General features: G+C 53.7%; 13 protein-coding genes. 9 read left to right on the top strand and 4 right to left on the bottom strand.

Going from position 1 to position 13,446, the window contains the following annotated elements:
• Positions 1-20 precede the first annotated feature (20 nt).
• Positions 21-1,211, top strand: coding sequence for a 23S rRNA (cytosine(1962)-C(5))-methyltransferase RlmI (gene rlmI, locus GVJ63_RS00835; protein ID WP_158131859.1), 1,191 nt, complete (start codon positions 21-23; stop codon positions 1,209-1,211).
• Positions 1,212-1,270: 59 nt separating this feature from the next.
• Positions 1,271-1,588, top strand: a complete 318-nt coding sequence (gene hspQ, locus GVJ63_RS00830) for a heat shock protein HspQ (RefSeq protein WP_010246651.1) — start codon at positions 1,271-1,273, stop codon at positions 1,586-1,588.
• 31 nt (positions 1,589-1,619) lie between these two features.
• Here the strand turns inward: hspQ and GVJ63_RS00825 are convergent, their stop codons facing one another.
• On the bottom strand, positions 1,620-2,039 hold the full coding sequence (locus GVJ63_RS00825) for a CoA-binding protein (RefSeq protein ID WP_158131860.1): 420 nt from the start codon (positions 2,037-2,039) through the stop codon (positions 1,620-1,622).
• Positions 2,040-2,215: 176 nt separating this feature from the next.
• Between GVJ63_RS00825 and GVJ63_RS00820 the strand changes: the two genes are divergently transcribed.
• On the top strand, positions 2,216-2,857 hold the full coding sequence (locus GVJ63_RS00820) for a DUF2057 family protein (protein ID WP_010669788.1): 642 nt from the start codon (positions 2,216-2,218) through the stop codon (positions 2,855-2,857).
• A 69-nt stretch (positions 2,858-2,926) separates the two neighbouring features.
• Positions 2,927-3,385, top strand: coding sequence for a methylglyoxal synthase (gene mgsA, locus GVJ63_RS00815; protein WP_010246657.1), 459 nt, complete (start codon positions 2,927-2,929; stop codon positions 3,383-3,385).
• Between the two features lies 1 nt (position 3,386).
• Here mgsA and helD read toward each other — a convergent pair whose 3' ends face one another.
• Complete coding sequence (gene helD, locus GVJ63_RS00810; protein WP_159226293.1) at positions 3,387-5,441, bottom strand: DNA helicase IV; 2,055 nt, start codon at positions 5,439-5,441, stop codon at positions 3,387-3,389.
• A gap of 123 nt (positions 5,442-5,564) precedes the next feature.
• Between helD and GVJ63_RS00805 the strand changes: the two genes are divergently transcribed.
• Positions 5,565-6,005 (top strand): YccF domain-containing protein, encoded by a 441-nt coding sequence (locus GVJ63_RS00805; RefSeq protein ID WP_010255036.1) that lies wholly within the window; start codon positions 5,565-5,567, stop codon positions 6,003-6,005.
• Positions 5,989-8,148, top strand: coding sequence for a YccS family putative transporter (yccS, locus tag GVJ63_RS00800; RefSeq protein ID WP_022625924.1), 2,160 nt, complete (start codon positions 5,989-5,991; stop codon positions 8,146-8,148). The genes GVJ63_RS00805 and yccS overlap by 17 nt, the downstream gene beginning before the upstream one ends.
• On the opposite strand, the gene GVJ63_RS00795 is transcribed toward yccS, so the two are convergent.
• On the bottom strand, positions 8,145-8,774 hold the full coding sequence (locus GVJ63_RS00795) for a TfoX/Sxy family DNA transformation protein (RefSeq protein ID WP_159226292.1): 630 nt from the start codon (positions 8,772-8,774) through the stop codon (positions 8,145-8,147). The two genes, yccS and GVJ63_RS00795, sit on opposite strands and share 4 nt — an antisense overlap.
• Before the next feature lie 210 nt (positions 8,775-8,984).
• On the opposite strand from GVJ63_RS00795, the gene sulA reads away from it, so the two are divergent.
• The gene (gene sulA / locus GVJ63_RS00790) at positions 8,985-9,476 is read left to right on the top strand and encodes an SOS-induced cell division inhibitor SulA (RefSeq protein WP_010255031.1); all 492 of its coding nucleotides are present in this window, start codon (positions 8,985-8,987) and stop codon (positions 9,474-9,476) included.
• 350 nt (positions 9,477-9,826) lie between these two features.
• A complete protein-coding gene (ompA, locus tag GVJ63_RS00785) occupies positions 9,827-10,897 on the top strand; it encodes a porin OmpA (protein WP_159226291.1) in 1,071 nt (356 codons plus the stop codon).
• A 95-nt stretch (positions 10,898-10,992) separates the two neighbouring features.
• Here the strand turns inward: ompA and matP are convergent, their stop codons facing one another.
• Positions 10,993-11,460, bottom strand: a complete 468-nt coding sequence (gene matP, locus GVJ63_RS00780; protein WP_138919647.1) for a macrodomain Ter protein MatP — start codon at positions 11,458-11,460, stop codon at positions 10,993-10,995.
• 53 nt (positions 11,461-11,513) lie between these two features.
• Between matP and GVJ63_RS00775 the strand changes: the two genes are divergently transcribed.
• Complete coding sequence (locus GVJ63_RS00775) at positions 11,514-13,382, top strand: Lon protease family protein (RefSeq protein WP_022625927.1); 1,869 nt, start codon at positions 11,514-11,516, stop codon at positions 13,380-13,382.
• Positions 13,383-13,446: the final 64 nt, after the last annotated feature.

The raw sequence follows: 13,446 nt of genomic DNA, 5'->3' as shown, positions 1-13,446 counted from the left end.
TCAGGTAAGCATAGCAAACTATGACAGTCAGATTGATTCTCGCAAAGGGACGTGAAAAGTCCCTGCTCCGTCGCCATCCATGGGTCTTTTCAGGTGCCGTTGCGCGTCTGGAAGGTAAAGCGCAACTGGGTGAAACCATTGACGTTTGTGACAGCAACGGTAAATGGCTGGCTCGCGCCGCTTATTCACCCGAGTCGCAGATCCGCGCCCGCGTCTGGAGCTGGCAGGCCGATGAATCCATCGATATCGCCTTCTTTGTCCGCCGGTTTGAACAGGCGCAGCAGTGGCGCGAATGGCTGGCGGCCCGCGATGGTCTGGACAGCTATCGCCTGATCGCTGGTGAATCTGATGGTTTACCGGGCGTCACCATTGACCGCTTTGGCAACTTTTTAGTAATTCAGCTGCTCTCAGCAGGCGCAGAATATCAGCGTGCAGCGATCATCACCGCCCTGCAGCACTGTTTCCCTGGCTGCGCCATCTATGACCGTTCTGACGTCGCCGTTCGTAAGAAAGAGGGGCTGGCGCTGACGCAGGGCACCGTTACCGGTGAACTGCCACCGCCGCTGCTGCCGATTACCGAACATGGCATGAAGCTGCTGGTGGATATCCAGGGCGGTCACAAAACCGGCTATTACCTTGATCAGCGTGATAGCCGTCTCGCCACGCGTCGTTACGCACAGGATGCCCGCGTCCTTAACTGCTTCTCTTACACCGGCGGATTCGCGGTTTCGGCGCTGATGGGTGGCTGTAAAGAAGTGATCAGCGTGGATACCTCCCAGGAGGCGCTGGACGTTGCCCGTCAGAACGTTGAACTCAATGAGCTGGATCTCTCCCGCGCGCAATTTGAGCGTGATGATGTTTTCAAACTGCTGCGCCGTTATCGTGACAGTGGCGAGAAATTTGATCTGATCATTATGGATCCGCCAAAGTTCGTCGAAAACAAAAGCCAGTTGATGGGCGCCTGTCGCGGCTATAAAGACATTAATATGCTCGCCATTCAGTTACTGAATCCGGGCGGCGTATTAATGACCTTCTCCTGCTCCGGTCTGATGGCCACCGATCTGTTCCAGAAGATCATCGCCGATGCCGCGCTGGATGCGGGCCGTGAAGTGCAGTTTATTGAGCAGTTCCGCCAGGCCGCAGATCATCCGGTGATCGCCAGCTATCCGGAAGGTCTCTACCTGAAAGGTTTCGCCTGCCGCGTCATGTGACTTGAAAAAACGGCTCCTGCCCCCATATTGGTAAGAGAGCTTTTTTTTCGGAGGTCACAATGATTGCCAGTAAATTTGGTATTGGTCAGCAGGTTCGTCATCGTTTGTCCGGCGTACTGGGCGTTATCGTCGATGTCGATCCTGAATACTCGTTAGATGAGCCTAAAATTGAAGATGTTGGCGCGGAAGAGAAAATGCGCACCGCGCCCTGGTATCATGTGGTGATGGAAGATGAGGAAGGCGATCAGGTACATACCTACGTTGCTGAGATTCAGCTTTCCGGCGAAACCAGCATTGAACACCCTGAGCAGCCTTCGATGGATGAGCTGGCAGCATCGGTGCGTCAGCAATTACAGGCACCTCATCTGCGACATTAATCCGTGGCGGCACGCTCTGCCGCCACACTCATCATTTCTGACGCGTTACTCCCAGACGCGGAATTTCAATCTTCGGGCAGCGATCCATAATCACCGTCATGCCCGCATCCTGTGCCAGTACCGCCGCCTGCTCATTAATCACACCCAGCTGCAGCCATAATGTTTTTGCCCCCACAGCGATAGCCTCCTGCGCCACGCCCCACGCGGCTTCAGAATTGCGAAAGACATCAACCATATCAATCTTGCCCGGTACATCCGCCAGGCTGGCATACCCCTGCTGCCCCAGCAGCGTTTTCCCTGCCAGTTTCGGGCTGACCGGGATCACCTCATATCCCTGGTCGAGCAGATATTTCATCACACCGTAACTGGGACGTTCGGGGCGATCGCTTGCTCCGACTAAGGCGATACGTTGGGTGCGCGTCAGCACCTCACGAATTGTCTGATCGTTCATGTTTATCTCCTTTCAGGCCAGTGTTGAGTGTAGATTGGCGTGCCCTTTAGCGGGTAAGTCCTCAGCGAAATTAATTGAACCCGCGCACGAATAAATATGTTTAAATGTAAATTAACTGCCATAATGTAAGAATTTGCTACACACCATCCTTTGTGTCTTCAGTTACCGGAGTTGAAATGAAGCTGTCGCTGGCTGTAACGGGGTTAATTACCCTCCTCGTTTCGGCGTCCTGTTCTGCCATCACATTAAAGCTCGATCCTCAAATCGATTTGCTGGTGCTGGATGGTCGAAAAATTTCAGGCTCCCTTCTCAAAGGTGCAGACAGCCTGGAGCTGGACCGCGGTCAGCATCAGTTTCTGTTTCGGGTAGAGCAGCAGCGCAAAGGTCAGAATGAGAACGTCATCGCTTATCAGTCGGTGCCGATGATCGTCACGTTCACCGCGGTTGCCAAAACCATTACCATTCGGTTGCCTGCGCTGGAGACAAAACGCGAGCGTTATCATTTTGACCGCAGCCTGAACTTTCAGCTGGTGGATGAAAAAGGCACGGAGATTACCAGCGTGCGCGACCACCTGCCGGTCACCACATCCGCAGATATGGAAAAAGCGATGCTGAATTATAATCGCACCCGCCAGATTGCCTCTGTGCCGCGGTTTGCAAATACCCCTTCTGCAACGCCCTCTTCCGTCCGGCTTACCGCCGATCTGGACTGGACTACTCAGGCCGAACTGCCCTCGCTGCACCGCTGGTTTCACCGCTTCGATGAAGCCACGCGTCAGCAGCTTCTGACGCTGGTCAAAATGCTACGTACAAGTTGATAGAGTCGAAAGGCCAGAGGTACACTCATGCTCTCTCTTCTTGCGCATGAGCCTTACCAGGACGCCTTTATGGAACAGACTGTTCGTACCCTCGGCACCACAAAACATATCGCGCTGGTCGCCCACGACCACTGCAAAGCCGCCCTGCTTGACTGGGTGAAACAAAACCAGCCCGCGCTGGAATCGCACATCCTCTATGCCACCGGCACTACCGGGAATCTGATCAATCGCGATACGGGTCTGAATGTGACAGCCATGCTGAGCGGCCCGATGGGCGGCGATCAGCAGGTGGGTGCGCTGATTTCGGAAGGGAAGATCGATGCACTGATTTTTTTCTGGGATCCACTCAACGCAGTGCCGCACGATCCGGATGTCAAAGCACTGCTGCGTCTGGCTACCGTATGGAATATCCCGGTAGCCACTAACCGGTCCACGGCTGACTTTATCATTCAGTCGCCACTGTTTGCGCAAAGTGTAGAGATTATGATCCCCGACTATCAGCGCTATCTGGCCGATCGTCTGAAGTAACTCAGGCTTTACGCAGCACCGGCACACCCAGCTCGCGGAAGTGATCGAAAAACGGTGACGGCGCTGCCTTATCGAACATCAGAAAAACCTGCTGACGCGCGCGCGTCAGTGCCACATAGGCCAGACGGCGCTCTTCTGCATCAGGGAACGCTTCTGGCTGCGGTAATAAGCCCTGTTCAATAATCGATTCGCGCGCCTCTGCCGGGAAGCCCTCTTTACCCTGCTGTAATCCCAGCAAAATGACGTAATCCGCCTGCTGACCTTTGCTGGCATGAATCGTCATAAATTCCAGATTGAGCTTTGGCCAGCGGGTTCTGGCTTTATCCAGTAAATCCGGCCGCAGATAGTGATAACGCGCCAGCAGCAGAATTCGCTCATCAGGCTTCGCGTAACCGCTGAGTTTGTTCAGCAAGGCTTCCAGCTGATCCTGCGCCAGCAGCGAAATCGACTTTTTATTGCCTTTGGTGACGCTGTTCAGCGGTTTTGCCAGCTGCTGCGGGTTCTGTTGTATAAACCGGTTGGCAATGTCGCCAATGCGGTCGTTGAAACGGTAGGTTGTGTCCAGTACGCAGCGGTCTCCTTCACCAAAATAGTGATGGAATGCCGTCGTCAGCGTCATCTCCGCCCCACTAAAGCGGTAGATAGCCTGCCAGTCATCGCCAACAGCAAACAGTGCAGTACGCTTATTCTGCTGGCGCAATGCGCTCAGTAACGCGGCACGCTGAGGCGAAATATCCTGGAATTCATCCACCAGAATGTGTTTCCACGGACTGATAAACCGTCCTTTTTCCAGAATGGCAATCGCCTGGTGAATCAGACCTGAGAAATCGACCGCGCCCTCCTCTTTTAATGCGCTCTTCCACGCTTTCAGCAACGGTGCCATCAGTTTGATGCGCTTACTGAAGAGATCCCGGATCTCTTCGGGTACGTCGGCGATCATCGCTGCCTGCGCACCGCCATGCATGCGCATCAGACCAAGCCAGCGCTCCAGCCGTGACGCCAGCCGGTTTGCCAGCCTGTCGTCCTCCCAGAATGGCCCCTCGGGTAACTCCCACTCCAGTTCATCACGCAGCCACTGACGCCAGCCGTTTGCCTGCGCCTTCTTCTCATGACACTGCTGCCGCCACTGCTGGATCAGCAGCGTGCGACGCGCATCGGCATCACTCTCAAGTTTGCTGATAACCGGCTGCTTATTACTGCCTTCACGAATAATATGCAGTGCCAGAGAATGGAAGGTCCGCGCCTGGATGTCAGCGGCGGAGAGCCGCGACTGGATACGTACGTTCATCTCTTCAGCCGCCTGGCGGCCAAATGCCAGTAACAGGATTTGATCGGCGCTGGCCAGCTTGCGCTGCATTAACCAGCCTGCACGAGCCACCAGCACCGAGGTTTTACCGCTGCCCGCGCCTGCCAGTACCAGCAGAGAATTCTCGCCATTAACCACCGCCTCACATTGCGACTGATTGAGTGGCGTGCTCTCGACGCTGGCAAAGAAATCCTGATAGCGGGTGAGCATGGCGGCCGTCCAGTCGCGGTTTCGCTGCCGCAACGCCGTTTCACCCTGCTCCAGCCAGCGCTGACAGAATTGCCAGTTATCCCGGCAGTCAGCAAAATCTTTTAAGCGGGAGAGCGGCATCGGCAATGCATCGAACTGTTTGAGGATGTTGGTTTTCAGCGCCTGCAACTCGTGGCGGTTCAGCCAGCGATCCTGCGCGCCAAACGCCTCGATTTCGTCGCGTAGCGCCTGCAGCACCTCGCGGCACACTGCGCTCATCTCCAGACTCCAGCTCTGCCAGGCCTGCAGCAGATAGTGGTGAAAGCGCTGCGTTTCCTGCCATTCCGTGCCATGCAGGCGGACCACTTTTTCATCGGCCAGCAAAAACTCCAGCTCGCCCCACACCAGCCCGCGCTTGCAGGCGATATCCAGTAACTGGTTAAAGGGGATCAGATACTCATGCTTATCGCCGCTGACTTCGACGCCTGCCGCCATCAAACGGACACGATTATAAGGATGCTGGGCAAGCCGTTTGCCCATCGAGGTTGCTTTCAGTTCCACGCCGACACCAACGTCAGAGAATAGGATTAGGGGGAGTTTACCTGTCAGACCCTTAGCGCTCCAGCCTTAAAACAGGCTAAACTTGGCGTCACATCTTGCGGAATGCAAAAGGAAAAGAAGATCATGCGCACCGTTTTAAATATTCTTAATTTTGTTCTGGGCGGTTTTTTCACCACCCTGAGCTGGCTGTTTGCCACGTTAATCAGCATCGTGCTGATTTTTACCCTGCCGCTGACCCGCTCCTGCTGGGAAATCACCAAACTCTCGCTGCTGCCATTTGGCAACGAGGCGGTGCATGTTGATGTGCTGCGTCCGGAAAGTAAGAGTCATATTCTGAATACCGGCGGCACCTTTCTGAATATCTTCTGGCTGATTTTCTTCGGCTGGTGGCTCTGCCTTTCGCACATCTCCGTGGGGATTGTGCAGTGCATCAGTATCATCGGTATTCCGGTAGGGATTGCGAACTTTAAGATCGCCGCTATCGCGCTCTGGCCGGTTGGCCGCAGGGTGGTATCAGTGGAAGAGGCGCGTGCCGCGCGCGAAGCCAATGTCCGCCGCTACTAATATGATGTCGGATGCCGTGCCAGGCTGGCGCAAATATCTGTTTAACAGTACGTGGCGCTATCTGCTGCGGATCCTGTTTGCACTGAGTGGCTGCGCCGCCATTCCCTGGTGGCTGCATCAGATTGAGTGGACGATCCCTCTGACCCTGGGAGTGGTCGCTGCTGCGCTGGCCGATCTTGATGATCGCCTGGCCGGTCGCCTGAAGAATCTGCTGATTACCCTGCTCTGCTTCTGCATCGCCTCGGTTTCAGTCGAGTTACTGTTTCCCTATCCATTCGCCTTTATTATCGGGCTGGCAATCTCGACCTGGGGCTTTATTCTGCTGGGCGCCCTTGGCCAGCGCTACGCGACTATCGCCTTTGGTGCTCTGCTGATTGCGGTCTACACCATGCTCGGCATCGGACTGTTCAGCCAGTGGTATATGCAGCCGATGCTGCTGCTGGTCGGCGCGTTGTGGTACAACCTGCTGACATTACTGGGCCATCTGATGTTTCCGGTCCGGCCGGTGCAGGAGCAACTGGCCGGGAGTTTTTCACAACTGGCGCGTTACCTTGATGCCAAAGCGAACCTTTTCGATCCCGACGCAGGCGATCAGGATGATGCCGCGTTTATCGATGCGGCGATGGTCAACAGCCAGTTAGTGGCGCAACTTAATCTGACCAAGACCACACTGCAGAGTCGTCTGCGCGGCGATCGCGGGTCGCGCGGCACCCGCCGTAGTCTGCACTACTACTTTGTGGCGCAGGATATCCATGAACGGGCCAGCTCTTCCCATCTGCAATATCATCTGCTGCGCGGCGACTGGCGCTACAACGAAATTCTGTTTCGCTTTCAGCGCCTGCTGAATATGCAGGCTCAGGCCTGTCGCCAGCTGGCACATTGCATTCTGATGCGTCAAAGGTGGGTGCATGACAGCCGTTTTGAGCGTGCATTTGAACGATTACAGAAAGCGATAGAACGTCTGGAGCAGCATGATCCCGACGCTACGCATACCCGTGCTCTTTTCTGGCTGCTGCGCAACCTGCGCGCCATCGACGCACAGCTTGCTTCGATCGAATCAGAACAGACGCTGGCCGGTGAAGATCCTCAGCACAGTGACAATCTGCTGTCACGCGAAGGATTGAGTGGCTGGAGTGATATCCGGCTGCGCTTCAGCCGCCACCTCTCGCCCGCATCGGCGCTGTTCCGGCATGCGGTTCGCATGTCTGTGGTGCTCTGTATTGGATATGGTTTTATTCAGGTAACCGGGCTGGAACGGGGATACTGGATTTTGCTGACCAGCCTGTTTGTCTGCCAGCCCAACTACAATGCAACGCAGCGACGACTGGCCTTGCGCATCGGCGGAACGCTGGCGGGGATTGCGATTGGTCTGCCCGTTTTATGGCTGGTGCCTTCGATTGAAGGTCAGTTAATCCTGATAGTGATTACCGGCGTACTGTTCTTCGCTTTCAGGCAGGTGCAGTATGCACAGGCCACGCTGTTTATCACTCTGCTGGTGCTGCTCTGCTTTAACCTGCTGGGTGAAGGGTTTGAAGTTGCCCTGCCGCGGGTAGTGGATACCTTACTGGGCTGTGGCCTGGCCTGGCTGGCTGTCGCGTTTATCTGGCCTGACTGGCGCTTTCGTCAGTTACCTGCCGTGGCAGAACGAACGCTGAAAGCGAATTGCCGCTATCTGGACGCGATCATGGAGCAATATCATCAGGGCAAAGATAACCGTCTCGCCTATCGCATTGCACGGCGTGATGCGCATAACGCGGATGCTGAACTGGCGTCAGTGGTCTCAAACATGAGCAGTGAAAGTCGCACCAGCCAGAAGTTGCGCGATTCGGCTTTTCAACTGCTTTGCTCCAACCATTCGTTTCTGAGTTACATTTCTGCGCTGGGCGCTCACCGCGATAAAATTACCGCACCCGAACTGCTGACATTGCTGGATGATACGGTTTGCTATGTGGAGGATGTGCTGCAAACGGAAGTTGTCAGCGATGAGCACGTAGAAACGATGCGCCATCAACTGGCTCAGCGAATCAGCCAGCTGGCCGCAGATGCGGATACGCGTGCGCCGCTGGTGCTCCAGCAACTCGGTCTGCTGGTGGCATTAATGCCCGATGTGGCTCGCCTGCGCCGCACGCTAATCACTGATTAGCCTTCGCTGTTTCTGAGATTTGGGTTTGATAAAAGCGTGCGCTGGAACCACGCATTCAGCTCCGCCCGTGTCGCCTGCGGCAGCGCAGCGGCATGGTGGCCCGTGATCGCCCCCTGCAGCGCAAGTAATGTCTGGAACCCAACGTGCTGGTTGATCGCTTTAAGCTTCAGCCAGCACTGTTTAGCCCCCATCTGGTAGAGATGATTGACGCTCATGACGCCCGCCTCGTACAGCATCATCTCCATACGTACGCTGAGATTTGGCAGATCTTTTAACCGCGGTGAGGATTGTCGGTCCTGCAACTCCAGCTGCGCCGTTTCTAAAGAGGCAGCAGAGAGCGCCAGCAGATGGTCAGGGTCGCGCCACAACGCCTCATCGACCCGAAAGTAATTGAGACTCACCAGCTTGCCCCGCTTGCGAAAAATCAGGGGTTGCAGCGGACGATCTGTAAGGTATTCCCGCAAAGGTTCACTGGCACGCAGATAGAGTTCGTCTTTATTAATTAAGGCAAAAACCACACTTTCTACAGCTAGGGCATAGCCTCCGAACTGGGTGCGCGACTCTATTGTTCCTAATGGGGCCAGGCGCGCTCTGGAGCGCTCTACAACCGGATTCACCTTTTTCATTGCACCACCTCCATGTAAGAAATATATCGTAAATTACCTTGGGTATCAGGTAATTAGAAGATAAAAAAAAGCGTCAACGGGTTCAATGAATAAATAGCGTTTCAACTAATCTTGTCGCGATTTTGCGAGGCGTTTTCAGAAATTTGGGTTGATCTTTATCCAGGATGACAGTACTGTATATTCATACAGTCCACTGCTGGTGATTAACTTATGCGAACACAACATCCTAATAATTCACGCTATGCTCATCATTATGCGTCCTCTTCCGTTCCGGCCTCTCAGGGCGGTGGAATTACTGAGTTACGCTACAGCGAACAGCCCGGTATGATGCAGATGTTGCTGTTGCCTTTATTGCAGCAGCTGAGTCAGCAATCACGCTGGCAGTTGTGGTTAACACCGGCATATAAACTGAATCGCACCTGGCTGCAGGAATCAGGATTACCACTGGATAAAAGTATGCATATCGCCGATTCTGAACGTCTGAATGCGGTTGAAGCGATGGTCAAAGCATTGCGTACAGGAAATTACAGTGTCGTTCTGGCATGGATTCCTTACGATCTTGACGAAGATGAACGACGTCAACTTGAAAATGCGGCGGCAGAGGGTGAAGCGCTGGGATTGATTTTGCGTGCAAGCGGGACATCAGAAGCGCCTCTCAGACCGCAAACTGCGATAAAAATTCAGTCGGATTTGTTTCATTAAGTAAAAATCAGAAGTTTCCCAAGCTATTTTTCTTATCTGTCGCAGCTAAACCACTGATTCTGTTAGTTCGAGCGTTGACAATGGTTTAGCAAGTTTTTAGGGCTTTTTGCCGCGGCAATAAGACCAGCCTAATTGTTAGAAATTGTGTATAAATCGCTGTTTTTTTACATAAGCGCCTCACATCATACTTGTAAGTTTCCAATCTCGTTGTAGACTTTAGCTCGCCAGGGTGCTCAATAACCTCCGTTTTTTGCGGTAGAGTCATAAGCGAGCGTTTTGACCCGGCGAAGGATTTAAACCAAGAGCAACCTTTTTGCTCATTGCCTATTTGGATGATAACGAGGCGCAAAATGAAAAAGACAGCTATCGCAATTGCAGTGGCACTGGCTGGCTTCGCTACCGTAGCGCAGGCCGCTCCGAAAGATGACACCTGGTACACCGGTGCTAAACTGGGCTGGTCTCAGTATCACGACACTGGTTACTACGGTAACGGTTACGAAAACAATGACGGTCCAACTCATGAAAGCCAGCTGGGTGCAGGTGCATTCGTTGGTTACCAGGCAAATCCATACCTGGGCTTCGAGCTGGGCTATGACTGGCTGGGTCGCATGCCTAACAAAGGCAACGTGACTAACGGCGCATTCAAAGCACAGGGCGTTCAGCTGGCTGCTAAACTGAGCTACCCAATCTATGACGATCTGGACGTGTATACTCGTCTGGGCGGCATGGTATGGCGTGCAGACTCAACGCAGACTAACCCAACTACTGGCCGCATCAGCGACCACGACACCGGCGTATCTCCGCTGGCTGCTGTTGGTGTTGAATATGCGCTGACCAAAAACTGGGCTACCCGTCTGGATTACCAGTGGGTTAACAACATCGGTGATGCACAGACCGTTGGTACTCGTCCAGACAACGGCATGCTGAGCGTAGGCGTTTCATACCGCTTCGGTCAGGATGACGACGCTGCTCCGGCGCCAGCTCCGGCTCCAGCACCAGCTCCAGTTGTTGAAACTAAGCGTTTCACTCTGAAGTCTGACGTTCTGTTCACCTTCAACAAATCTACCCTGAAGCCAGAAGGCCAGCAGGCTCTGGATCAGCTGTACAGCCAGCTGAGCTCAATGGATCCTAAAGATGGTTCCGTTGTCGTACTGGGCTTCACCGATCGCATCGGTTCAGAGCAGTACAACCAGAAACTGTCTGAGAAACGTGCTCAGTCAGTCGTAGATTACCTGGTATCTAAAGGTATTCCTTCTAACAAGATCTCTGCACGTGGCATGGGTGAATCTAACCCAGTTACCGGCAACACCTGTGACAGCGTGAAAGGCCGTAATGCCCTGATCGACTGCCTGGCGCCGGACCGTCGTGTAGAAATCGACGTTAAAGGTATCAAAGACGTTGTAACTCAGCCACAGGCTTAAGTTTACACGTAATAAAAAACCCCGCTAAGGCGGGGTTTTTTTATGCCGGTAATAAAACCGGACTGAGAGATGAAGGCTCTGATTGCCCTGCCCGATTATTCGCTCTCTGAACCGGAGTTACCCAGAATCGCCTGCAAATCCTGCTTCAGGCTCGACATCTGAGTGGCATATTTCTCTTTACGTTCTGCATCTTCTATCAGCTGAACAATCGTTTCAGAGAGCGTGCAGCCGCGCCGCTGTGCCAGACCTGCCAGTCGCTGCCAGACCAGATACTCCAGGTCTATCGATTTTTTTCGCGTATGCTGATGTTCAGCGTTGAAATGGCGTTTTCGTCGGGCACGGATGGTCTGCTTCAGTCGGTTATCCAGATCAGCGTGAATATGTTCTGCGATCCATTCATTCACTGTAACCGGATTATTTTCCATTGCCAGCAGCTTATCCACTGCTGCCTGCGCCGCGCTTAACTCAAGGTGACGCGTGATCAGTTCACCTTCCCGATGTTTTTTCACCAGGTATTTCCACTTCCATCCACATTCAAGATTTTCGAGTTGCTGGTATTTCATCGGAATCTCATCGTGATCACGTAACGAACTAAGAATAACAGCTTTTTTCCCGGATGCAGCAACGAAAAACATGCTGTCACCATCACATCTTCAACAGGAAGTCTGCAGTGCTTAACAAGGGTGAATCCTGTATAATCTCGCTTTTCTTAAAACAGACAAATGCGATTATTTTGACCAGCACTCAACTTACGTGGCAGACCTTACAGCCAGATAGCGCGCAATACCAATCCGTTTTCTCCCGAATTGCTGATGAAGAAACTGATGCTCTGGCAACGGTACAGCCCCGGTTGCTGAATGCACTGGCGCACTTACACCATCAGACGCAGGGGTTCCCGTTACTGCTGGTTCGTAGCCAGGAGAATCGCGATTATCTGACATTCATTGCCCAGGCCGCAGAGCGGGTCATGGCCGACAGTACCACTCTATTCGGCGGTGATTACCATATCATGGCCGACAACGTCACGCTCCAGCCCCCCTCCGATCCTCAACGCCCGTTCACCAGTCAGGGTGGTATTCACTTTGCTGAATGGATTGAGATGGAGCAGTTGTTTGGCTGCGTGCGCCAGTATAAAGATCGCATCCAGCTGGAACCGGGCCTGATCCATCGTGCTAATGGCGGCACGCTGCTGCTTTCCCTGCGTAGCCTGATGACGCAGCCGATTCTCTGGTTGCGCCTGAAAAAGTGTATTGAGCAGGGCTATGTTGAGTGGACATCTCAGGATGAGCGCCGGCCGCTGCCAGTCTCGATTCCTCCCTTGCCGCTCAATCTGAAACTGGTCCTGTGTGGCGATCGGGAAGCGCTGGCAGAATTTCAGGAGCTGGATCCCGAAGCTCACGAAATGGCCATCTATACTGAATTTGAAGAGAATATTCAGATTCTGGATGAAGATGACATGCTTGCCTGGTGTCGCTGGAACATCGAACTGGCGCAACAGGCGGGTCTGCCCCAGCCGGAAGCGGACTTCTGGCCAGAACTGATTAAAGAAGGCGTCCGCTACAGCGGCGATCAAGAGACGCTGCCACTCTGCCCCCGCTGGCTACAACGCCAGATGCGCGAATCGGCCCTGATGGGCGATGAACTGAACGCTGAAGCGCTGCGTGATGCGCTGGAAGCGCGTTTGTGGCGCGAGAATTATCTCAATGAGCGGATGCGTGACGAGATCCTGCTGCGACAGATTCTGATTGAAACCGAAGGCGAAGTGGTTGGTCAGATTAATGGCCTGTCGGTCGTTGAATATCCTGGCCATCCCCGTGCCTGGGGCGATCCCTCGCGTATTACCTGCGTGGTACATCCCGGCGATGGTGAATTCATGGATATCGAGCGTAAAGCGGAGCTGGGCGGTAATATTCATGCCAAAGGCATGATGATTATGCAGGCTTACCTGATTGCCGAACTGGAACTCGATCAGCAACTGCCATTCTCGGCCTCAATGGTCTTTGAGCAATCTTACTCCGAGGTGGATGGTGACAGTGCTTCACTGGCTGAACTCTGTGCCTTAATCAGCGCGCTGGCTAATCAGCCCATCAATCAGCAAATTGCGGTGACCGGCTCGGTTGATCAGTTTGGCAACGTACAACCGGTGGGCGGACTGAACGAGAAAATCGAAGGCTTCTTTGATATCTGCCATCAGCGAGAACTGACAGGTCAGCAGGGTGTGATTATTCCCGCCAGCAATGTCCGTCATCTCAGCCTCAGCCAGGCGGTTGTCAGTGCGGTTGAACAGGGTCATTTCCATATCTGGGCAATTGACCGTGCCGATGAAGCGCTACCGCTGCTGACCGGTAAAATCTGGAGTACCGAGGATGGCCTGGGCGACTGCCTGCTGAATACCATCCAGGAACGCATTAGCCTGTTCAACCAGCCGGACGGTCCGCAACGTCCCTGGGCGCTGCGCTGGCTTAACTGGTTCAACCACCGTTAATCCGATTTGCTCAGCGTACAACTGTTCGCTAATATTCGTGATTCACTAAAACAAGGCTTATTGA

Origin of the sequence: Pantoea sp. 18059 (assembly GCF_902706165.1) — a bacterium.
In the GTDB taxonomy this organism is placed as follows: domain Bacteria; phylum Pseudomonadota; class Gammaproteobacteria; order Enterobacterales; family Enterobacteriaceae; genus Pantoea; species Pantoea agglomerans.
Note: the sequence above shows the minus strand (reverse complement) of the source record. Positions and strands in the feature narration are given on the sequence as shown.

Coding starts and splice junctions, on each gene's coding strand:
- rlmI (WP_158131859.1), top strand. CDS start 21: ATGACAGTCAGATTGATTCTCGCAAAGGGACGTGAAAAGTCCCTGCTC.
- hspQ (WP_010246651.1), top strand. CDS start 1,271: ATGATTGCCAGTAAATTTGGTATTGGTCAGCAGGTTCGTCATCGTTTG.
- GVJ63_RS00825 (WP_158131860.1), bottom strand. CDS start 2,039: ATGAACGATCAGACAATTCGTGAGGTGCTGACGCGCACCCAACGTATC.
- GVJ63_RS00820 (WP_010669788.1), top strand. CDS start 2,216: ATGAAGCTGTCGCTGGCTGTAACGGGGTTAATTACCCTCCTCGTTTCG.
- mgsA (WP_010246657.1), top strand. CDS start 2,927: ATGGAACAGACTGTTCGTACCCTCGGCACCACAAAACATATCGCGCTG.
- GVJ63_RS00805 (WP_010255036.1), top strand. CDS start 5,565: ATGCGCACCGTTTTAAATATTCTTAATTTTGTTCTGGGCGGTTTTTTC.
- yccS (WP_022625924.1), top strand. CDS start 5,989: ATGTCCGCCGCTACTAATATGATGTCGGATGCCGTGCCAGGCTGGCGC.
- GVJ63_RS00795 (WP_159226292.1), bottom strand. CDS start 8,774: ATGAAAAAGGTGAATCCGGTTGTAGAGCGCTCCAGAGCGCGCCTGGCC.
- sulA (WP_010255031.1), top strand. CDS start 8,985: ATGCGAACACAACATCCTAATAATTCACGCTATGCTCATCATTATGCG.
- ompA (WP_159226291.1), top strand. CDS start 9,827: ATGAAAAAGACAGCTATCGCAATTGCAGTGGCACTGGCTGGCTTCGCT.
- matP (WP_138919647.1), bottom strand. CDS start 11,460: ATGAAATACCAGCAACTCGAAAATCTTGAATGTGGATGGAAGTGGAAA.
- GVJ63_RS00775 (WP_022625927.1), top strand. CDS start 11,514: ATGCAGCAACGAAAAACATGCTGTCACCATCACATCTTCAACAGGAAG.